We start from the raw sequence: 20810 nt of genomic DNA, 5'->3' as shown, positions 1-20810 counted from the left end.
AGTGACGCAGCCGGCGCGGACCGGCCCGTGCGACTGGCCGCTGAACACGGCGTACTGCAAGGGCTGGGACCAGCACGACGAGGCGGTCCGGAAGGCGGCCACCGACCTGGCGACCGAGGTCCTGTGGGCGCTGTCCGGCCGCCGGTTCGGCGTGTGCGAGTCGACGGTGCGGCCGGTGCGGCGCGGCGACGGTGAGGCCTGGCGGCGGTGGGAGTCGTGGCTGGGCCTGCCGTACGGCAGCGTCGCCGTGGCGTTCTGCGGCTGCCCGGCCGGGGTGTGCGCGTGCGGGCCGGTCGGGCAGGAGCTGAGCCTGCCCGGCCCGGTCCACGCGATCGTGCGGGTGCTCATCGACGGCCAGGTGGTGCCGGCCGAGGCGTACGCCGTCTATGACCGCCGGTGGCTGGTGCGCACCGACGGCGGGAGCTGGCCGACCGGGCAGGACCTGACGGCGGCCGACGACCAGCCGGGCGCGTGGGCGGTCACCTACCAGCGCGGGATCCCGGTGCCGGGCGGCGGGCAGGTCGCGGCCGGTGCGTACGCCTGCGAGGCGGCGAAGGCGATGGTCGCCGACACGACGTGCCGGCTGCCCCGCCGGGTGCAGTCGCTGGTGCGGCAGGGCGTGCAGCAGACGTTCGTCGACCCGGCGCAGCTCGCCCGGGACGGGATGACCGGGCTGCCGGAGGTCGACCAGTGGCTGCGGGTGGTGAACCCGAACCGGCTGCCCCGCGACACGGTGGTGTGGTCGCCGGACCTGGACCGAGGACGAAGGAGGACGTCGTGACCGAGCCCGTGGTGGAGCCCGTCGACGACGTGGCCTGGCCGGTGGCGGTGAGGCTGCGCGAGCTCATCGGCGGCGCGCTGGACGGGGCGCTCGGCGGCACCCCGGCGGTGGTGTCCGTGGTGCCGGGCCGGGACGTGGCGATCGACTCGTGCTGCGAGGGCCAGGCGTGGGTGCGGATCGTGCGGACGTACCCGGTGCTGGCCGGAGAGTTCCCGGCCGGGCGGGGCACGCCGCTCGACGACGGCGGCGACCCGGGCGTGTTCTGGGCGGTGGAGATGGGCGCCGGGACGGCGCGGTGCGCGCCGAGCCCCGACGACGCGGGGAACCCGCCGACGGCGGCGCAGCTCGAGCGCAGCGCGGCGGAGCTGGCCGACGACGCCGGCCGGGTCCGGCGGACGGTGCTGTGCGAGCTGCAGAAGCTGCCGACCGTCGAGTCGGTGTGGATCGGGGAGCAGGCCAGCGTCGGCCCGTCCGGCGGCTGCGTCGGCCAGGAGGTCCTGGTCGCGGTGATGACGAACATCTGCGTGTGCGAGGAGTGAGGCCGATGCGCAAGGGCCAGAAGGTGACGGTGAAGGCGCTGACGGCGATGCCGGGCGTCGCGGACGGCGCGGTGCTGCACCTGGAGTGGGGGCCGCGGCTGGCGACGCTCGTCGACGCCGGCCGGTACGAGGTGCTGGAGGGCGAGGCGGCCGAGCAGGCGGCGACCGCGGACCTGGCCCCGCCGGACGCCAGCCAGCCGACGCCGGCGCCGACGACGGAGGCCGACGGCGACGGCAAGACGCGGAGAGCCCGCCGCTGATGGCGGTGGTCGTCCGGCCGCGCGTCGACCTGTTCGCCGGCGAGGTGCGCAAGCTGCTGACCGGCCCGACCGGGCCGGTCCTGGCGTTCGTCCGCAGCGTGACCCGGAAGGTGCGGACCCGGGCGGTGCTCAAGTGCCCGGTGGACACCGGGCGGTTGCGGGCGGCGCACCGTGAGGAGGTCGGCGTGCGGGGCGGCCAGGTGTACGGGTTCGTGGAGAACGACGTCGAGTACGCGGCGGCCGTTCACGACGGGACGGGGGCGCACGTCATCCGGCCCCGGCGGCCGGGCGGGATGCTGCGGTTCGAGACGGGCGGGCAGGTGGTGTTCACCAGCCTGGTGAACCACCCGGGGACGCGGGCGCAGCCGTGGCTGCGCGAGGCGATGGAAGAGGTAGCGGTGCCGGAGGGGTTCCGGCTCGTTCGCTCGTAGGGAGGAAGCAGGATGCGGGAGTTCACGACCAGCGCGAAGGTGGCGAAGCAGTCCGACGGCGAGAGGAAACTGCCGGACGTGCCCTTCAAGCTGGACGGGGTGGAGATGGTGTGCCGGGCGCCGAAGGACGCGCAGCTGGCGTACCTGATGGCGGCGGCCTCGTCGAGCCGGTCAGAGGCGGACCAGGTGGCGGCGGTGCTCGACTTCTTCGAGCAGACGCTGGAGCCGAAGAGCCTGACGGTGTTCCGCAAGCGGCTGCTGTCCACCGACGACAGCTTCGACTTCACCGACGCCATGGGGATCTTCCAGCACGTGTGCGAGGAGTGGTCCGGCCGCCCTACTGGGTCGGGCAGCGCCTCCTGACCTTGGCGGTCAAACGCTGGCCCGAGTTCCACGGGACGCTGCTGATGCGGACCGGCCGGGAGCCGCTGGACCTGCCGCTGCCGTCGCTGCTGGACGTGATCTACGCCTGGTGGGTGGAGGGCGGCGACGAGAAGGACGTGGCGAAGTTCCGGCAGGCGTTGGAGGCCCCGCCGGTCGAGGTGGAGCTGGAGGGCCGCGAGGAGTGGTCCGACGAGGAGACCGACCAGAGTTTCGCCCGGGCGCTGGCAGGGTCCAGTTGATGGGTAACCGGAAGCGGCGCGGGCTTGCGGTGGAGGATTGCGGGCAGTGGTCTGTCGCCCGCCAGAGGTATGTTGCCGGCGTGAGCAGGCGATGAGCAGCAGACGGAAGCGGCGCGCGCGTCGCGCGAAGAGGCAACGAGCCGGCACGCACAGGTCACGCATGGGCCAGCGCGCCCCATCCGCGACAGAGGTAGCAGTTGCAGAGGCGTATGGGCGATTCGCTCGGTACGTAGAGTCGGCCAGCAGTCACGAGGAGGCTGCCGCAGCGGCGCGGGCGGATCTGCGAGCGGCGGTCGAGGAGGTCGCTCGGCTGGCGTGCGGTCTCGATCTGGTCAAAGTCGTTTCGGGTGTCCGTGTCGCCATGATCATGAAGAGCGCCACTAGCGGAGCCGAGCCGTCGGCTGCGGTCCTGGAGCTGATCGCACTGGCGCTGGTGTGTCGAGATTCCTCCACAGCTGAAGTCTCTGCAGCGGCTGACCAGTCCGAGTTCCTGCCACCGTATGTGGAGGCGGCTGCTCGGGAGGCTCTGGCCGCGGGCAACATGATCGCGCTGTTTGACTCGCCGCCGTCAGATGCGGAGAGCGCGATCCTGTTCCACTCGGTCCAACGTGAAATCACCCTTCGCAACCCGGTGTATCCGCATATGTTGCTGGACACCCTGCGTGGCCTGTTCGGCGATCCGGCCGTAAACGACGACTGCCGGGTCACGCTGGGCTTCACGGGCTTGGAAGCCGTCAACGTGATGGAAGCAGTCCGATCGCTGTCAATCAGGGAGTTAGCGAAGCGGTTTTCGCGCATGGAGGCAGCTCGGGACGCGAGCCTCCCGTACATCATGTCGTGGCGGAGCCACGACATGGACGAGGAGCAGCTGCCAGCGGAGGAGCATCGCGCAGCCGTACAGCAAGTCCTCGACGCGGCACGAGACCTCACCATGAACATCGCCGACGCGACCGTCATCGACCCTGACGCCATCGCCCAGCACACCGGCTACGAGCGCTCCACCGTTGAGGCTGTTCTCGATGCCTTTACCCTGACCGGTTTAGCCGACCTCGATGAGACCCTCGATAGGTTCTTCCGGGGGGACAACCCCTTGCGTACGGCGCCGATCGTCGCCGACGCGCAGGGCCGGCGGATGCTAGTCCACGACGCGCTCGCGCTGCCCGCCGTACGCGAGGTGATCGAGACCAGGCTCAAAGCAGCCAACCGCTGGGAAACCTACAAGGATCACCGTGGCGAGTGGGTCGAGACCCGCGCCATCGATCTGCTGGCCGGCGTGCTCCCAGGTGCTGAAGTCTTCCGCGGGTTCAACTACTTCGTCCCCGACCCGAAAGCGGCCACCCCCCAGACCGATCCCGCAACGTTCACCAAGCGCGTCGAAGGCGACGGCCTCATCCTCGTCGACGACGTCGCGCTGATCATCGAGGTAAAGTCCGTCGCGCTGACAGCCGAGGCACGCGGCGGCGTCGCCCGCCGGCTGCGGGGAAAGCTGCGCGACATTGTGACCGACGCGGCGAACCAGGCCGCGCGGCTCCGTGAGCGCATCATGACCGACCGGCGGATACGGCTCGATGACGACCAGTGGATCGACGTCAGCGGGGTCCGCGAGATACACACCATCGCGGTCGGGCTCGAAGATCTGTCCGGTGTCACGACCGCGACAACCATGCTGGTCGCCGCCGGCATCCTCAAGCCGGACCATATCCCCTGGACCGTGTCGGTGCACGACCTGCGCATCGTCTGCGAGTTGCTGGACCGCCCCTGCGAACTGCTGCTCTACCTGCGCCGCCGCACCCAGCCAGAAGCGACATGGAAGTACAGGGCTGTGGACGAGCTTGACCTCTTCCTGCTCTTCCTCGCCCGAGGCCTCTATGTCGAACCGGACCCGCACCAGACAGCAGAGGCGCTGCCGTGGTCCGGGCCCCCGTCCACCGCGGACCTGCGTCGCTTCGCCGCACAACGCCCCGAGCTGGTCACCAGCCACACTGAACCACTCGACGCCTGGTACGAATCGCAACTCAGCCCGACGGCGACGCCGGCAGAAAAGCCGCGACTCATCGCCGATCAAAAGCTCGTCGAGCTCGTCGACGAGGTCACCAGAACCGGGGCCCCCGGCTGGCTGTCGACAACAACCTCGCTGTTGGAGGGCAACGGACAAGTCCAACGGACATTCGGCCGATACGCCGGGGACCTCGCCAAACTTGTACGGCGCGACCGGCAGCACCATTCAATGACGCATCTGATGGGAGAAACTTCCGGCAAGCACGTGCTGCTCGTCTGGGCATGTCGAGGACCAGAGGAAGATGCAGACGCTGCTGTCTCCTATCTATGGCCATACCTACAAGCCAAGAAGCATCAAATGGGCGCCTATCGGGCCACTTGCATGCTCTTCGATCCCACCGGCAGGGACCTGCAACGACTGCTCTACGACAACCGCCCTACGGGACCGGATCCGGTGCTTGACCAGGCCGCGATGCGCCTTGTACCACTGCAGGAGATGAAGCGAGCCACTCCGCGACCCATCCGCGTACCCAAGACCCGCAATTGAACCGGCCAGAAGGCGGTTGGCAAGGGGCGTCAGCGGTGCGAGCAGTCGCCAACGGCAGTAGGCGGCACCGCGACGGCCCCGGGTCTGGGTGACCGTCGGCTGTGCGTTGCTGGCGTTGGCCGGCGTCCGCTCCCTGGATGCCGTTCCACACCCAGGCCGGGGGCGCCAGGTGGAAGGAGGGCGGCCCCGAGCCCGGACCGTCCTCCTTCCCAATTGCAATCAGCGGAAGCCGTCGCGTCGGAACAGGGCGCTGCCGGGCTCGCGCCGGGGCAGCGGCGGCGCCACCTCGCCGGCCGGCGCCGACGCCAGGAACGGCAGGTACCGGCGGAGGAAGTCGTCGACGCCGGGGATCGCGAGGACGCGGGTCACCGCGGCGGCGACGGCGAGGGCCTGGGCGACGAGCGGCATGGCCTCGATGCCAGCGACGGCGGCGATGGTCGGCAGCAGCGACAGCAGCGCGACCACCGCGGCGAAGATGGTCCGCGCGGTGGCCCGCCACGGGTGGCGGGTCTGGGTGCTCGGGAGCGCGTGCTTCGGGTTGGTCATGGGTCGGTCCCTCCTCGGGTTGGTCACACACACAGGTCGAGCAGCGGCACGCACACCAGCGCCGGGCTGGGCTGGGGCGTCGGCGTGGGTGCCGGCGGGCCCGGAGGCCCGCTGTGGCCCGGCGGTCCGGCCGGGCCGGTCGGACCGGGAGCTGGCGCCGGGCGGGGCGCGCCCGACGTCTCCACCCGCGCGCCCGGCACCGTGCTGAAGGTTGGTCCGGGCCCGCCCCCAACGGGCGGCGGGGGCGGGGTCGGGGTTGGGTCTGGGGCGGTGCACCCGTACCGGCGGCGAAGGTCCTGCACGGGCGGATCCCGGGGCACCACCCGGTCCAGGACGACGCACAGGTCCCGGCGGGTCTGGGCCAGCCGGGCGTCCCGCGCCTGGTCCGCTGCGGCGGCGGCCTGCCGCCGCTGGGCCTGGTCCTGCTCCAGCGCGGCCACCCGGCGGTCCATGCTGGCGTTGGCCAGGGTGACGGCGATGTACGCCGCCGCCGCCGAGCACAGCAGCGGCAGCACGGCGTAGAGCACCAGCAGCTTGGCGAGCTGCCGCCGGGGGTTGTGCACGACGAGCCCCGGCTCGTCGGTCAGCAGCCCGTACGACCGCGGCTCACCGTGGCGCCCGGTCACCGGCGGACCTCCTGCCCAGCTCGTCGGGGTCGAGGCCGGCGGCGAAGACGTCCAGCCGCAGCCGCGCGTACATGTCGCGGTACCGGGCCAGCTCCGACTCCAGGAACTGGTTGCGCTCCTCCAGCCGGGTCAGCCGCTCGTCGACCCGCTTGTCGAAGTTGGCCTCCCGCTGAACGTCGGCGGTGCGCAGGGTGCCCCGGAACCCGAGCAGCGCGGTGACGACCGTCGCCAGCACCGCCAGGGCCCCCACCGCCACGGTGAGGCCGGAGACGTCCCCGCCGGAGGCCCTGACGATCTGCGCCGCCAGCCACACCTACCTGCCCCCTCACCGGACCGGCTGGGCGCTCACCGCACCGGGTTGCGGTACGCGGCGTCCCAGGTGTTGCGGCCGATCAGCCCGTCGACGTCCAGCCGCTGGTCGCGCTGGAACGCGTCGGCGAGCGCCCGGTACTCGGGGCCGAAGATGCCGTCGTTGCCGGCGTCGCCGAGCCACCGCTTGCCCTTGCCGATCGACCAGCCCCGGCGGCCGAGCTGGGTGGCCCACTCGCGCAGCCAGGCGCGGTCGGTTCGGCCCCGGAAGTAGCGCTCGTGCAGGCCGGACACCGAGTAGGCCGGGCCGGACGCCGGGCCGAAGTACCAGCCGGCGGGCAAGGGGAAGGCGATCGGCGTGCCCGGCGCAGGCCGGCCGGCGGCCGGCGGCTTCGGCTGCGGGGCCGGCGTCGACCCGACGATGGGGAGGCCCGCCTTGAGCCAGGCGTAGATCTCGTCGCCGGGGCAGGAGGTGGAACCGCGGTCGCGGTGGCCGAGCAGCGTGAGCCGCCGGCCTTTGCGGTCGTTGGCCTCCTCGTAGAGCCACTTGAAGGCGCGGCGGGCAGCGTCGGAGACGTCCTGCTTGCCGGCCTGGTCCTTGCCGATGATGCAGACGCCGATCGCCTCGGTGTTGTGGCCCTCGCAGTGCGCGCCCAACGTCGTCCAGCCTCGGCCCTCGAAGAGGTCGCCGGTGACGCTGTTGATGAGGAAGTTGTAGCCGATGTCGCTCCAGCCCCGGACCCTCATGTGGTAGTCCTGGATCTGGCGCGGGGTCTGCGTCGCGCTCGCGGCGGAGTAGTGCCCCATGAAGACGGTCCGCTTCGACCAGGGCACGGTCGAGCGGGACTCGGGTGGGCGGGCGCCCCATTCGGCGCGGCTGATGATGTCCACTGATGTCCTCCCGGCAGCGTGGATCGTCTGTCGGGGGACAGCGGCTCCTACGGTAGCGCCCGGGGTGACGGGCGCGGGGCTGGAAGCAGGCCCGCCGGCCGCCGCTGCGCGGACAGCGGCGACCGGCGGGGGTCGTGCGGAGGCCGGCCACGACGCTGGGGCCGGCCTCCGGGTCAGCGGGCGTGCGCGGGCAGGTCGAACTCGCCCGCCTTCGCGCCGGCGATGAAGGCGTCCCACTCGCCCGCGTCGAAGACCCGGGTCGGGCCCTGCGGGTCGCGGCTGTTGCGCAGCTCGACGTTGCCGCCGCCGAGGAACTGGACCTCGACGCAGTTGTCACAGTTGGGGCCAGACTTGCTGGACTTGAACCACTGGCCGATCGGCCGCTGGTGCATGTCCACGCTGGTGCTCCTTCGGTTGCTTTGCCGGCCGCTCCCGTCGCGGCGGGCGGGTTTACGTGCGCCAGATGTAGCGCAGGTCGTCGGGGGCGTTGGCTCGGAGGATCACCTTGACCAGCAGCTGCTCCAGCACCGACTTGCGGAACGGCGGGGCGATGCCGGAGAGGGTGGCACGGCGCTCGGCGGCGGTCCAGGTGACCGCCTCGATGGCCTCGGCGGAGAGCGGGACCTTGCGGCAGCCGAGCGGGCATTTGTAGGTGCGCTCGCCGCAGTGCGGGCTCGGGTGCATGGGCACGTCGCACCGGCCGCACCACAGCAGGGTGCGCAGCAGGTACGGGTCGGTGCTGGCGGCCATGGGTCGCCGGCTCCAGGCGGCGGCCCGGCCGCACAGGGAGCCGCCAGAAATCAGGCCGGGGCGGGTGGTGTTCATGGCCGCCCCCCGTTGCCGCGCCACCGCTGGGCGGGGGTGGTGAGCACGGTGGTGGAGAGGATGAGCGTCGGCCCGTTCCAGGAGGGCTGGGCGGCCGGGGTGGTGGGCCGGGCGTCAGCTTCGGGTCCCGACGCCCGGCGGTCCGGGGTGGCGCGGCGGCGGAGCCAGCGGGTCCAGCGGCGGTGCCGGCCGGGGGCGGTCACAGCGCCCAGCCGTAGTCGTCGACCTGGACCTGCTCCGCCCAGCTCGCGGCGTTGCACGGCCACGGGTTGTGGCACCAGATGCAGTCGCGGTCGTTGACGGCGAGGAACGGCCACGAGCGGCAGAGGCGGATGACGGGGCCGTCGGGCTCGTGGACGGCGAGCATGTGACCGGCGACCACCAGGCGCTCGGCGGGGGAGAGGACGACGTAGCCGTAGGTCGGCACCGGCTCGCCGGGCGGTGGCGGCGGCACGTCCGCCGGGAGCACGGTTGGGCCTGTGTCCCTTGTGGCGGGCTCCTGTGGTGCGCGTAGACCGAGCTGGACCATGAGATGCCCCCAGGGGTGCTGTCTCTCGCGAATGGTCTTGCGTGGCACGGTGCCATCTCGGCACTGTGCTGGCTGGCACGGTGCCAGCATGGCACGGAGCCGGTCTATGTCACAAGGGGAACGCGCAGATTGACTGCGTGTGTCTGTCGTCCGTGGACGCAGAAGGGGCCGGCACCGTACGGTGCCGGCCCCTTCGGAGTGGAGTAGGTCAGCGCAGGTCGAACGTCCCGGCCTTCGCGCCATCGATGAACGACGTCCAGCTCGCGGCGTCGAAGGAGAGGACGGGGCCGCTGCGGTCCTTGCTGTCGCGGACGCGGGCCGAAGTGCCGTCAACGGCGTCGGACACCTCGACGCAGTTCTGGCCGCCGTCGGACCGGCGGGACTTCCGCCAGGGTGTGAACTGTGGATCGGACATGGGTGGCTCCTCGGGTCAGGCTTCGGCAGCCAAGGCGTCGGCCGCCTTCTGGATGAGGTCCGCGCTCTCCTCCTGGGACAGCGCGGCGGCGCGCAGCTGGTCGAACATGGCTGCGTACCGTTGGGCCTCCCGGGCCTCGGTGACCAGCAGGTCGGCCGTCACGGTGTCGACGGCGACGAGCGTCAGGTCCTCGGGGTCCGGGTAGGCGTACAGGGAGAACGGGGAGCGCGGGACGTACCCGCGGCCGAGCCGGGCGTCAACCGGCAGGACGCGGACGCTGATGTTCTCCCTGGTCGTGGCCAGAGTGAGCAGGTGGTGCAGTTGCTCCCGCATCACAGCGGGCGGCACGGGTAGCCGCTCGATGGCCTGCGGTTCCAGCACGACGTCGTACTCCGACCCGTCCGGGCCGGAAATCTGCTGTTGCCGGCGCAGCCGGCCGGCGACGGTGCCGTTGAGGTCGAAGTCGGCTCCGTCTTCGAGCGCTACCTGGCTCCGGTGGCGGGCGTACGCCTCGGTCTGCACGAGGCCCGGCAGCATGGAGGTCTGGTACTCACGGATTGTGCGGGCGCCGGACTCGATCTCGGCTGTGCGGGCCTGCCGGGCACCCATGGCGGCGAACTCCTGCGCGGTCCACCAGCCCTTGGCAAGCCCGTCGCGGGCGACTCGCTGAAGCCGGCGGTACCGTTCGTCGCCCTCGGGCAGGAGCACGTCCAGCAGCTTGAGGATGGTGTCGAGCGGCCGGCGCTCACCGTTCTCCACCTTCGACACTGCGGTACGGTCCAGCCCGGCCTCGCGACCAAGCTGCGCACTGGTCATGCCGGCCGCATCTCGCAGCTCCCGGATGGCGTGCCCGAGCCGAAGCCGTCGCGCGAGGGGACTGATCACGTGGCCTGCACCTCCGACTGTTGGCACCGTGCCAGCCTGGCACGCCGCACCGTGAGGGTACGCGTATGCGCCGAACGGCGGCCATCGGCGCGCGTCTTCCGGTGCTCGGCGCGGCGTCGTTAGGCTGGTGGCGATCCGGCGCGGAACGGGTCGGGCTCGCTGGATGAGCGAACGGCGCAGGGCCTCGGTTGCGTCACCGAGGCCCTTCGTCATGCGTGCAGCTCACTGCCGCATTGCTATCCGGTCACAGTGAACGATTGCGACCGCGGAGACTGGCCTAGGCTGGGAGCGTGGCGCTGGGTCGGGCGTATATCGAGATCATCGGCGACGTAAAGAAGTTCGCGCCGGACCTGAAGCGCGGGCTGAACAAGGCGCTGAAGATCGGGGCGCTCGGCGCGGTCGCCTCCAGCGCGACGGGCAGCCTGGTCGGCCTGGCCGGTGCCCTGACGCAGGTCAGCGGCGCGGCGTTCGCGGCGCCCGGCGCGGCGGCCGTCTTCGGGGCGGCGATGGGCGCGTTGAAGATCGCCACCGCCGGCTTCGGGGACGCGCTGGGCGCGGTCGCCGAGGGCGACGCGAAGGCGTTCGAGAAGGCGCTGGAGAACCTGTCGCCGCAGGCGCAGAAGCTGGCGCGCGAGTTCATGGCGGTGCAGCCGGCGATCGAGGGCGTGCGGACGGCGACGCAGGACGCGTTCGCCGCCCCGATGATCGGGCAGGTCAAGCAGACCGCCTCGGTGTTGGCCGGGCCGCTGCGCACCGGCCTTGCGGGCGTCGCCGCCGAGTTCGGGCTGGCGGCGCGGCGGGCGCTGGAGTTCGCCCGCGAGGGCGCCACCGTGTCGGTGCTGCGCGGCGTGCTCGGCACGACGAAGGACGCGGTGGCGAACCTGGCCGTTGCGGTGGGGCCGCTGCTGGCCGGGTTCCGCGACATAGTCGTGGTGGCGCTGCCGTCACTGGGCCAGCTGTCCGGTGTGGCCAGCGGGCTGGCGGCGAAGTTCGGCGGCTGGCTGTCGGCGATGGCACAGAGCGGCGCGGCCACCGCGGCGATCCAGACCGCGCTGGGCATCCTGCGGCAGCTCGGCCAGGTCGCCGGCAATGTCGGCGGGATCCTCAGCTCGGTGTTCCAGGCGGTCAGCCAGGCGGCCGGCGGCGGCGGGCTGCTCGGGAACCTGGTGATGGCCACCGGCACGCTGCGAGAGTTCTTCGCCTCGGCGGAGGGTGCGACGGCGTTGCAGGGGGTGTTCGCCGCGTTGGGCGCGGCGGCGTCGGGCCTGTCGCCGGTGCTGATGACGCTGCTGGGGATCATCGGGCAGTCGATCGTGCCGGCGCTGATGCCGCTGGTGCAGGCGGTCGTGCCGGCGTTGCAGGCCGTCGCGACGGCGTTGGGGCCGGCGATCGGCACGCTCGGCGCGGCGCTCGGCCCGGTGCTGTCCGCCCTGTCGGTGGGCATCCAGGCGCTGGCCCCGTCGCTGGGCCCGATCGCGCAGGTGATCGCGTCGATCGCGCTGGCGGTCGCGCCGCTGCTGCCGGTCATCGGCCAGCTGGTGACGATGCTGATCGGCCCGCTGGCGACGGCGCTGGGCGCGCTGGGCCCGCTGATCGGGCCGCTGGTGTCGGCGCTGACCCCGGTGCTGCTCCAGATCGGGCAGACGCTCTCCGCGGTCCTCGCCCCGGCCGCCGGGCTGCTCGCCGAGCTGTTCACCCAGCTGGGGCCGCCGCTGGGCCAGGTCGTGGCCGCGCTGGGCGGGGCACTCGCCCCGATCCTGGCGCAGGTCGCACCGCTGGCCGGGGTGCTGGTGAACGCGCTGATGCCGCTGATCCCGACGATCGTGTCGCTGCTGCCGCCGATCATCGAGATCGTCGTGGCGCTGACCCCGCTGATCGGGGTGATCGCGCAGCTCGCGACCATGGCGATCCAGGTCGCGGCGCCGCTGATCCAGCTCGCCGCGATCCTGTTGCAGTTCCTGGCGGCGCAGGCGATCGCGCCGCTGATCTCGGCGATCGCGTCGGCGCTGACCTGGCTGCTGCAACCGCTGTCCGGGGTGTCGAGCTGGCTGTCGCAGATCAGCGGCTGGCTGGCCAGCATCGACTGGGCCGGGGTCGGGTCGGCGATCGGCGGGGCGTTCTCGTCGGCGTGGAACGCGGTGGTCGGGTTCTTTACGTCGATCGGGCAGTGGTTCGCCGAGCTGCCCGGGAAGATCGGCGCCTTCCTGGCGAGCCTGCCGGGCCTGCTGTGGAACCTGTTCACCTCGGCGCTGGCCATGGCGCTCCAGGCCGTGGGCGTCGGCATCGGCCTGCTGATCTTCTCGGTGACGACGCTGCCCGGCCTCGTCCTTAACGGACTCAAGGCGCTGCCGGGCTTGCTGGCCGGGTTCTTCACCCAGCTGTGGGCCAGCGCCCGGGCGCTGACCACCGCGGGCATCAACGCCGTGGTGACGTTCGTGACGGGGCTGCCCGGCCGGGTCATGTCCGGCCTCTCGCGGCTGCCGAGCATCATGGCCGGCGCGCTGTCGTCGGCGATGAACGCGGCGCGCAGCGCAGCGTCCGGCGGCGTGAGCAACCTGGTGTCGTTCATCAGCGGCGTGCCGGGCCGGATCGCCGGGCTGGCCGGGAAGTTCGTGTCGGCGGGCAAGAGCCTCATCAGCGGGTTCATGAACGGGCTGAAGAACGTCGGCGGGTTCATCGGCGACGTCGCCGGGTCGATCACGTCGGCGATCAAGGGGTTCATCAACCGGGTCATCGGCAAGATCAACTCGGGGATCGCGTCGATCGACGCCAAGCTGCCGGGGTCGCTGCCGCGCATCCCGATGCTGGCCAACGGCGCGATCCTGCGCCGGCCAACGCTGTTCGTCGGTGGCGAGGCCGGCGACGAGGTGGTGGTGCCGCTGGCCCGGCCGCGCCGGGCGCGGGAGCTGGCCGAGCAGTCCGGGCTGATGCGCCTGCTCGGCGGAGACGGCGGCGGGTCGGTCGTGTTCGGGCGCGACGCGATCCGCGTGACCTTCGAGGGTGTCCTGCCGAGCAGGCAGGAAGCGCTGGACACCGGCCGGGCGGTCGGCGAAGGCGTGTTGCAGACGCTGGCCCGCAGGGACGTGGCCACGACCGTGAGGACGATCTGAGTGGGCGAGTACAACCCTGACCGGCCCTACGTGCTGGGGATGCAGTGGGCGCCGCTGGTGGCGGACCAGGTGCAGCTCGACACGGCCAGCGAGGTCGGCTACACCCTCCGGGCCCGCACGACCCACCCGGCGGGCGATGGGCTGCGGCGGGTCCGATTGCAGCTGTCGAGCCCGCCGCCGGGCCTGGCGGACCGCAAGGAGCTGCTGGTCAACCTGTACCCGGCGGGCCGGGTGGCCGGCACCGGCCCCGTCCGCAAGCTGGTCATCCCGTGCGGGTCGGGTGCGCTGCTGACCGGGGCGACACTGGCCGGCGGCTCGTCGACGCCGAACGACGCGGTGAGCAACCCGGCGGACCCGCGGTACATCGCCCTGACGGGCCCGAACGCGGCGGCCCGGTTCTGGTTCGAGACGACGTACTCGCCGACGGCGTTCAAGCTGTCGGGCCGGCGGATCCTCGACCTGTCGGTGCTGTACGTGATCTCGGGCCCGTTCGCCGACCTGGCCCCTGCTCTGACCCTCGGCCTCGAGCGCCCGTCGGCCGGCGTCAACTGGATCATGGACGAGACGCTGAACGGCCCGGCCGAGCACTACGGCGGGACGGCGATCGGCCGGTCCAGGCTGGGCGAGCTGAACCCGTGGTGGGACACCACGGCGGCGCCGACGGCGCAGCGGGGCCGGGTGCCGTGGCGGGCGGTGAACGTCGGAGGCACCGGCCCCGTGGCGGCGGGCCTGAGCGCGCTGGCGACGTCCGGCGGGACGAACATCAACGTGCGGCTCCAGACCAGCGCGGCCGCCGCGGCAGGCGCCGTGTTCAAGGTGCACTACCTGGCGCTGGAGGTCACGTACGGGGTCGAGAACAGGATCGGCGGCGGCGGCCTGGACATCTCGCAGGGGCCCACCGGCGTCATCCCTCCCGGGACCGCCGCCGTCACCGGGTTCTACTACGACGTCCCGCTGTGGGAGGTGCAGAAGATGGTCGGCGGTGTGGAGCTCACCGCCGGGCAGGAGTACGTGGTGACGGTCGGCCAGGCGTACGTGGGGCAGAAGTCGGTGGCATCGCCCGTGCCGGTGAAGGTCGACCGGCTCGGGTCGGTCGAGCCGTTCCCGTCGCACCGCGGCGTGCTGCTGCGCAAGACGCTGCGCGCCGGGCAGACGCCGACGGAGGAGACGGTGCAGGAGATGCCGTCGATCCTGCTGCTGACTGGCGCGGTCGCGCCGGGCACCCCGGAGCTGAGCAGCCACACCTACATGAAGCAGGTGGTGGCCACCGTGTCCCGAGAGACGGGGACGTCGGACACCTTCCAGCACATCGTCGAGACGCAGGTGGGCGATTGGGTGTGGGCCCGCTTCTATGCCCGGCACATGCCCGGCACCCTGGACCCGCTGGAGCTGACGATGGTCGACGGCGACAACCCGATCGTGCCGCTGAGCACGCCGGCGCGGATCACGGTGGAGGAGTTCGACGCGTTGCCGGAGATCGCCGACGGCTGGCGGGAGGTGACGGTCCGGCTGCCCGCGCCCTACCTGTCCGGCGGGGTGGGCGACATCAGCTGGTGGGCGTGGACGAGCAACGCCGACCCGCAGGCGCCGTGGCAGGTGTTGGGCGCGGACGCCGACCCGGCCATCGAGTCGTACGGGTCCGTCGGCGTCGGTCCCGGGGGCGCCGGTGCGGCGACCTACGGCGACGACGCCCAGGTGTACGCCGCGTACGACGGGCAGCGGGACCAGGCCGCGGACCTGACGCTGATGTTCGCGCAGGAGATGGACGGGGTGCTCGGCCTCGACGTGCAGCCGGCCGTGCAGCCGCTGACCGTCGTCGACGACCAGTGCAACCGGCCGGCGGCGAAGATCCCGACCGGCATCCGCTACCACCGGCTGTCGTGGCTGGCGGTCAACACCGCGGTGGTGGCCGGCTGGGGCTTCTACGAGGTGCAGCGCCAGGACGACACGATGGCCGCCGACGAGTGGGAGGCGATCGCGAAGGTGGTCGAGCCGTCCGTGACGGCGGTCGACGACTACGAGGCGCGCGTGGGCGTCGAGTCGCGGTACCGGATCAGGATGGTGCACCGCCTCGGCATCGCCGGGCCGTGGTCGCCGCCGGTGGCGGCGACGATCGCCGCGCCGGGCGTGGAGGGCCGCAACGTCGACACCGGCGTCCTGATCCTGACCAGCAACCACAACCCGGCCGGGAACCTCGCGTACGTCGAGAACTTCGACCGGTCAACGGTCGAGGAATTCACGTTCCCCGAGGCGGGCCAGGTCGAGCTGCAGGAGATGTTCGACCGGGACTACCGGACGGCGTTCCGGCCGCTGGAGCGCGGCGGCGTCGAGTTCACCCGGACGGTGCTGGTGAACACGGCGGCGGTGCCGCCGGCCACGATGGACCGCGGCTTCACCGACCTGCGCGACCTGGCGTGGGACACGGTCCCGTACGTGTGCGTGCGGGACGAGCTGAACAACCGGTGGCTGTCGACGCTGCTGGTGCCGTCGGCGTCGGTGAAGCGCCGCAAGGCGGGGCAGCTCCAGCTGGCGCAGGTGCAGGTGGTGGAGGTGACGGCGACGCCGGCCCCGCTGGACGGCGGTCCGGCCCCGTGCGAGGGCCTGCGGCCGGACGGCCAGGTGTCGTCGGTGACGGCGAGCACGCCGGCGCCGGCGGCCGGCCTCGCCCCGTTCGTGTTCGAGGACCTGTTCAACCGGAACGTGACGGGCGGCCTGGGGAACGGCTGGACGATCATCGAGGGCGCGGCCGCGGACTATTCGGTGGCCGCCGAGGCCGCGACGATCAACCTGGCCGGCGGGGGCTCCCGGACGGCGCTCGTCGGCGCGGGCTGGGAGGACGTCGACGTCGAGGCGCGGTTCCAGTTCAGCGCGGTGGCGACGGGTCAGCCGATCAACGCGTACCTGATCGGCCGGGCCACCACCAACAACACCCACTACCGGGCGCGGCTGGCCGCGCAGACGGACGGCAAGCTGGGCGTGGCGATCGAGCGAATCGTGGGCGGCGCGCTGACGAACGTCACGGCGCTGGCGACGGTGCGGGCGACGGACGGCATCAACCTGCTCAGCTACCAGGCGGGGCCGTGGTACCGGATGCGGTTGCAGGTCCGCGACGCGGCGGTCCGGGTGGCGGTGTGGCCGGACGGGCAGGACATGGCGCGGTGGGAGCAGTCGGTGAAGGACACCGCCATCGCCGGCGTCGGGCAGGTCGGTGTGCGGGGCGTACTGACGGCCGGGAACACGAACGCGGCCCCGACGGTGAAGGTCGGCGACCTGTCGGTGAGGCAGCCGACGTCGAACGACCTGGACCTGCGGGTGGAGCTGCGGCCGACCGGCGACCAGTGGACGGCGGAGCTGTCGCGGACCGACAACGACGGCGGCGCGACCGGCTGGAAGCTGACCGCGGACGCGGCGCAGACCTGCCTCAACCTGTGGGGCGGCCCGGTCGGGTTCACCGGCTGCGACGAGACGCGGGAGCTGGTGGTGACCCGGCAGCGGCGGTGGCTGCGGGTGACGTACCGCAACGACGTCGCCGGGCAGGGGGTGGCACAGTTCTGGGCCTCGGACGACGGGGTGGCGTGGACGGCGTTCAGCACCGTGTCGGCGCCGCCGGAGCCGCCGACGCTCGACCCGGGGCAGCTGGCGGTGGTGCTGACCGGCGCCGTGACGGTGGCCCGGGCCGAGGTGCGCCAGGGCGTCGACGGGCCGCTGCTCGCCAGCCCCGCCTTCGAGGTCCAGCCGGCCGGCACGACGCAGTTCGCCGACGCGCAGGGCAACGTGTGGGAGGTGGACGGCCGTGGTATCTGCGCCCCCGCCTGACCTGCTGGACCTGCCCGCCTGGCGCGGGCAGCGGTCGGCGTCGTTCCGATTCGACCTGATCGACGGGCGGACCGGGGTGCGGCGGGCCGAGCTGACGCCGCTGCGGGACACGTCGCCGAGCCTGAGCCACGACAGCACGTCGACGATCCCGCGGCGGCTGTCCGGGGTGACCCTCGGGGTGGACGACGCGAAGCGGATCAACCAGCTGACCGACCGGGTGGCGCCCCGGATGGTGCTGGGCGACGGCAGCGCGTACCAGCTGGGCCGCTACCTGGTGTCGGACTCGGCGGACCTGGTGACCAGCGCCGGGTCGACGGCGCCGCTGACGCTGCTGGACGAGATGTTCGTGGTCGACCAGGAGCTGGATGTCGGCTTCGACGCGGGCGGGCAGCTCGTCGACCAGGTGGCGGCGCGGCTGGTGGAGGGCCTGCCGATCGGGCAGCTGGTGGTCGACGCGACGGAGTTCACGTCGGTGGCGGCCTGGTCGCCGGGCACGTCGCGGGCGAACGCGCTGCGGGACCTGGCCTCGTCGGGCGGGTACTTCATGCCGTGGTTCAACCATCGGGGCTGGCTGCGGATGCGGCGGGCGTTCGACCCGGCCGACCAGGCGGTGACGATCGACCTGGACGCCTCCCGGCGGGTGCTGCGGGGGTCGATCTCCCGGGGCATGGATCTGCTGACCGCGCCGAACCGCTTCGTGGTGGTGTCGAACGACCCGGGCTCGGACGCGGAGCCGGTGGTCGGGGTGTACGACGTGCCGGCGTCGGCGCCGCACTCGATCGCGCAGCGCGGGTTCGTGCTGCCGAAGACGGTCGACGTGCAGGTGCGGTCGCAGGCGCAGGCGACGGTGTACGCGCGGACGCTGGGGCTCCAGCAGACGGTGTACGAGGTGGTCGAGCTGAGCACCCCCGTGGACCCGCGGCACGACGCGTACGAGGTGGTGCGCTGGGACGGGGCGAAGTGGCTGGAGGTCGGCTGGACGATGCCGCTGGCACCCGGCGGGGAGATGCGGCACACGCTGCGGCGGGCGTACCCGGAGACGGAAGGCGGGGAGGCGTGAGCGACGGCGGAAGGCTGGCGGGCCTGGCGGTGCCGGTGAAGGCGCTCGCCGAGGCGGTGCTGGACAAGGCGATCCGGCTGGGGCTGACGTGGCGGCTGAGGCCGGCGACGGTGACGAGCGTCGCCGGCGACGGCACGATCCGGGCGCTGCACGACGGGGACACCCAGGCGATCCGGGTGACGTCGATGATCGGCGCCGTTCCGGTCCGCGCCCGGGTGATGGTGCTCAAGACGCCGCCGGCCGGGAACCACATCGTCGGCCTGGTCGGCTCGCCGGGTGCGGGCGCCCCGACCGGGCCTGTGCAGACGTTCACCGCGGACGGCACGTTCACCGTGCCGGCCGGCGCGCGGTGGATCCGGGCGTACGGGGTCGGCGGCGGTGGTGGCGGCGGCGGGGTGACCGGCGCGACCGGCGGCAACGGCGCGGGCGGGGGCGGCGGCAGCGGCGGGTACTGCGAGAGCGTGTGGGCGGCGGCGGAGCTGCCGGCGCAGGTGGACGTGACGGTCGGAGTCGGCGGGGCGGCCGGTGCTGCGGGCGCGGCCGGCGGGCAGGGCGGCGCGACGAGCTTCGGCGGGCTGTGGACTGCCGGCGGGGGCCTGGGCGGCGGGGGCGTGACCGCGAACGCGACGGACACGTCGGGCGGGCGCGGTGCGGGCGGCAGCGCGAACGGGGGGAACGTGCGCAACGCGCCCGGTGAGGCCGGCGGCCCGGGCCGGACCCTCGACAACCGGCACCTGTTCATGGCGCGGGGTGGCTCATCGCTGCTCGGTCCCGGCGGCGCGTCGCCCGTGTCGACGAGCGGGAACGGTCCGCAGTCTGACGGGTGGGGTGGCGGTGGTGGCGGCGCGATCGCGAGTTCGGTGTCGCGGACGGGCGGCCCGGGGAAGGGCGGCCTGGTGGTCGTGGAGGTCATCTACTGACCGCCTGACCTGGCCTTGGAAACAGCGCAGCCCCGGACCGCGAAATCCGGGGCTGTGCTGCGTTCACGTGGAGACACCAGCATAGCGGGCCGTGTCGACGGCGGGCAAAGCGCTGCGCCGCCGTACATAAAATATTGACGCCAGAGATCGATTCGTATACAATGTCTTTGTACGTCTCGCTGTCTCTACGAGGAGGAATGGATGGGCAAGGCATTGGTCGTGGCCTGGGGCCACGAGTACGTGGACGAGGTGGTGGACACCCTCGGCGACGTCGAAGTGGACGTCGTCGTCGGGAAGCCAACCGTCGTGCAGTGGCGGGGTGCCCCGCTCGTCGTGGTCGACGCCCGCGTGCAGACGCTCGCGGCCGGGATGCCGGCGCACCCGCGGATGGTGGTCGTCGCCCCGGAGAAGCTGGACGGCGACCGGCTGGCCGCCGCGTACCGCGGCTGGGCGGCCGACTACCCCGACGCCCCGGTCTATCACCTGCCGCACGGCGCGGAGGCCGTCCGCCAGCTGGTCGCCGAGGCGGCAACGGGGCAGACGCCCGAGGTGCGGATCGGCGTGGTCGGCGGCCACGGCGGAGCCGGAGCGACGACCCTCGCGGTGGCGCTGGCGCTCGTCGCGGCAGAGGAGGGGCGGCGTGCGCTGCTCGTCGACGCGACCGGGCGTGGCGGCGTGGACGACCGGCTCGGCACCCCGGCCGAGGGCCTGCGGGTGGTCGACGAGCCGTTCAAGCCGCTGCGACCGGTCGACCGGTACGCGGCCGACGTGAAGGTGGTCGACCTGGACCGGACGCTGGACGCCGGTCAGGTCGAGGTGGCCCGCCAGTGCGACCTGGTGCTGCTGGTCGCCAACGTGCAGCGCAACGCGGCGGCGACCCGGTGGGTCGCCGCCAAGCTGTCCGAGGCGGGCGTGCGGTGGGCGCTGGTGCCGACGTGGATGCACGACAAGGCGGGGCAGGAGCTGGCCGGCGAGTTCCGGGTGCGGTTCATGGACGAGGTGCCGCTGGAGCCGCCGTCGATCTTCTCGGACGGGCGGGTGCACCTGCTCGACCGGTGCTGTCTGCTCGACCTGGCGCGGGATTTGCTGCGCGCCGCGCCGTACGCCGCCGCCCGGGTGGCGGCCTGATCGTCCCCGGCGGGTGCCGTACATTGACCTTGTACGGAAACCGGCCGTGGGAGGAGAGGAACAGTGAAGGTGAACCAGGCGAAGCTGAAGGCGGTCACGCGGAGGATCGCGGCCGACCTGATGACGCCGGGCCCGGTGGAGATTCCTTCGATGGTGGGGCTCAAGGAGATCGTCAGGATGTTCGGCGTGAAGGACAACACGCCGTACCAGTGGCGGTCGAAGGGCCAGCTGCCCAAGGAGGACGGCGAGGTCAGCAACAACCCGCAGTGGAAGCTCATGACGATCTACGCCTGGGCCGAGGAGACCGGCCGGACGATCGTGTGGGACCCGTGGGACGTGCTCGAAGAGGCCGACGAGGCGGCGTAGCTATGAGCAGCGTCGCAGCCATTGCGGCCGTACACATCGGGTGTAGGGTGCCGGAAAACGTCTCGACCCCGCCAGGCGGTCATCTGGCGGGGCCGAAATGGACGTACCCGGAACGAAGAACGGGTCGCACGCGCATCGTACGCCAGTTCGGGCGACGGTGCGCTGGCGGCGCTGCACAGAGAGGCCGCCTGCATGGTGGACCGGT

Annotated in this window: 23 protein-coding genes; 13 read left to right on the top strand and 10 right to left on the bottom strand. The window is 72.4% G+C overall.

Annotated features, from left to right (window positions below; translation table 11 throughout):
- Position 1: 1 nt before the first annotated feature.
- The 7 genes from AB0I11_RS28270 (at position 2) to AB0I11_RS28240 (ending at position 5179) form a co-directional block, all read left to right on the top strand.
- Positions 2-781 (top strand): hypothetical protein, encoded by a 780-nt coding sequence (locus AB0I11_RS28270; RefSeq protein WP_357327153.1) that lies wholly within the window; start codon positions 2-4, stop codon positions 779-781.
- The gene (locus AB0I11_RS28265) at positions 778-1320 is read left to right on the top strand and encodes a hypothetical protein (RefSeq protein ID WP_357327151.1); all 543 of its coding nucleotides are present in this window, start codon (positions 778-780) and stop codon (positions 1318-1320) included. Before AB0I11_RS28270 ends, AB0I11_RS28265 begins: the two co-directional genes overlap by 4 nt.
- Positions 1321-1325: 5 nt before the next feature.
- Entirely contained in the window at positions 1326-1580 is a 255-nt protein-coding gene (locus tag AB0I11_RS28260) for a hypothetical protein (protein WP_357327148.1), read from the top strand.
- On the top strand, positions 1580-2011 hold the full coding sequence (locus AB0I11_RS28255; protein ID WP_357327145.1) for a hypothetical protein: 432 nt from the start codon (positions 1580-1582) through the stop codon (positions 2009-2011). The genes AB0I11_RS28260 and AB0I11_RS28255 overlap by 1 nt, the downstream gene beginning before the upstream one ends.
- Positions 2012-2023: 12 nt before the next feature.
- Positions 2024-2374: a hypothetical protein gene (locus AB0I11_RS28250; protein WP_357327142.1), complete on the top strand. Its 351-nt coding sequence runs from the start codon at positions 2024-2026 to the stop codon at positions 2372-2374.
- A 2-nt stretch (positions 2375-2376) separates the two neighbouring features.
- Positions 2377-2634, top strand: coding sequence for a hypothetical protein (locus tag AB0I11_RS28245; RefSeq protein WP_357327139.1), 258 nt, complete (start codon positions 2377-2379; stop codon positions 2632-2634).
- Positions 2635-2995: 361 nt separating this feature from the next.
- Positions 2996-5179 (top strand): hypothetical protein, encoded by a 2184-nt coding sequence (locus tag AB0I11_RS28240; protein WP_357327135.1) that lies wholly within the window; start codon positions 2996-2998, stop codon positions 5177-5179.
- A gap of 219 nt (positions 5180-5398) precedes the next feature.
- Here the strand turns inward: AB0I11_RS28240 and AB0I11_RS28235 are convergent, their stop codons facing one another.
- From AB0I11_RS28235 to AB0I11_RS28190, 10 genes are all read right to left on the bottom strand, one after another.
- Complete coding sequence (locus AB0I11_RS28235; protein ID WP_357327132.1) at positions 5399-5725, bottom strand: hypothetical protein; 327 nt, start codon at positions 5723-5725, stop codon at positions 5399-5401.
- 23 nt (positions 5726-5748) lie between these two features.
- Positions 5749-6351 carry a hypothetical protein gene (locus AB0I11_RS28230; protein WP_357327129.1) on the bottom strand — a complete coding sequence of 201 codons (603 nt, stop codon included), beginning with the start codon at positions 6349-6351 and terminating at the stop codon, positions 5749-5751.
- Positions 6332-6664, bottom strand: coding sequence for a hypothetical protein (locus AB0I11_RS28225; protein WP_357327126.1), 333 nt, complete (start codon positions 6662-6664; stop codon positions 6332-6334). Before AB0I11_RS28225 ends, AB0I11_RS28230 begins: the two co-directional genes overlap by 20 nt.
- Positions 6665-6696: 32 nt before the next feature.
- Positions 6697-7551: an N-acetylmuramoyl-L-alanine amidase gene (locus AB0I11_RS28220; RefSeq protein ID WP_357327123.1), complete on the bottom strand. Its 855-nt coding sequence runs from the start codon at positions 7549-7551 to the stop codon at positions 6697-6699.
- Between the two features lie 173 nt (positions 7552-7724).
- Positions 7725-7943 (bottom strand): DUF397 domain-containing protein, encoded by a 219-nt coding sequence (locus tag AB0I11_RS28215; protein ID WP_357327194.1) that lies wholly within the window; start codon positions 7941-7943, stop codon positions 7725-7727.
- 58 nt (positions 7944-8001) lie between these two features.
- Positions 8002-8376, bottom strand: a complete 375-nt coding sequence (locus AB0I11_RS28210; protein WP_357327120.1) for a zinc ribbon domain-containing protein — start codon at positions 8374-8376, stop codon at positions 8002-8004.
- On the bottom strand, positions 8373-8579 hold the full coding sequence (locus AB0I11_RS28205) for a hypothetical protein (protein WP_357327117.1): 207 nt from the start codon (positions 8577-8579) through the stop codon (positions 8373-8375). Before AB0I11_RS28205 ends, AB0I11_RS28210 begins: the two co-directional genes overlap by 4 nt.
- A complete protein-coding gene (locus AB0I11_RS28200; RefSeq protein ID WP_357327114.1) occupies positions 8576-8845 on the bottom strand; it encodes a hypothetical protein in 270 nt (89 codons plus the stop codon). The genes AB0I11_RS28205 and AB0I11_RS28200 overlap by 4 nt, the downstream gene beginning before the upstream one ends.
- Positions 8846-9113: 268 nt before the next feature.
- Positions 9114-9320, bottom strand: coding sequence for a DUF397 domain-containing protein (locus AB0I11_RS28195; protein ID WP_357327111.1), 207 nt, complete (start codon positions 9318-9320; stop codon positions 9114-9116).
- A 15-nt stretch (positions 9321-9335) separates the two neighbouring features.
- Entirely contained in the window at positions 9336-10418 is a 1083-nt protein-coding gene (locus tag AB0I11_RS28190; RefSeq protein WP_357327108.1) for a helix-turn-helix transcriptional regulator, read from the bottom strand.
- A 77-nt stretch (positions 10419-10495) separates the two neighbouring features.
- On the opposite strand from AB0I11_RS28190, the gene AB0I11_RS28185 reads away from it, so the two are divergent.
- The 6 genes from AB0I11_RS28185 to AB0I11_RS28160 all read left to right on the top strand — a co-directional run bounded on the left by AB0I11_RS28185 (position 10496) and on the right by AB0I11_RS28160 (position 20605).
- Positions 10496-13315, top strand: coding sequence for a hypothetical protein (locus AB0I11_RS28185; RefSeq protein WP_357327105.1), 2820 nt, complete (start codon positions 10496-10498; stop codon positions 13313-13315).
- On the top strand, positions 13316-17131 hold the full coding sequence (locus AB0I11_RS28180; RefSeq protein WP_357327102.1) for a hypothetical protein: 3816 nt from the start codon (positions 13316-13318) through the stop codon (positions 17129-17131).
- Positions 17109-18191 (top strand): hypothetical protein, encoded by a 1083-nt coding sequence (locus tag AB0I11_RS28175; protein WP_357327099.1) that lies wholly within the window; start codon positions 17109-17111, stop codon positions 18189-18191. The genes AB0I11_RS28180 and AB0I11_RS28175 overlap by 23 nt, the downstream gene beginning before the upstream one ends.
- On the top strand, positions 18188-19111 hold the full coding sequence (locus AB0I11_RS28170; protein WP_357327096.1) for a hypothetical protein: 924 nt from the start codon (positions 18188-18190) through the stop codon (positions 19109-19111). The genes AB0I11_RS28175 and AB0I11_RS28170 overlap by 4 nt, the downstream gene beginning before the upstream one ends.
- Positions 19112-19312: 201 nt before the next feature.
- Positions 19313-20239, top strand: coding sequence for a hypothetical protein (locus AB0I11_RS28165; protein WP_357327093.1), 927 nt, complete (start codon positions 19313-19315; stop codon positions 20237-20239).
- Between the two features lie 63 nt (positions 20240-20302).
- Positions 20303-20605, top strand: coding sequence for a hypothetical protein (locus AB0I11_RS28160; protein ID WP_357327090.1), 303 nt, complete (start codon positions 20303-20305; stop codon positions 20603-20605).
- Positions 20606-20810: the final 205 nt, after the last annotated feature.

This window comes from Micromonospora sp. NPDC050495 (genome assembly GCF_040655175.1).
In the GTDB taxonomy this organism is placed as follows: Bacteria; Actinomycetota; Actinomycetes; order Mycobacteriales; family Micromonosporaceae; genus Micromonospora.
This window is presented reverse-complemented; position numbering and strand designations above follow the sequence as displayed.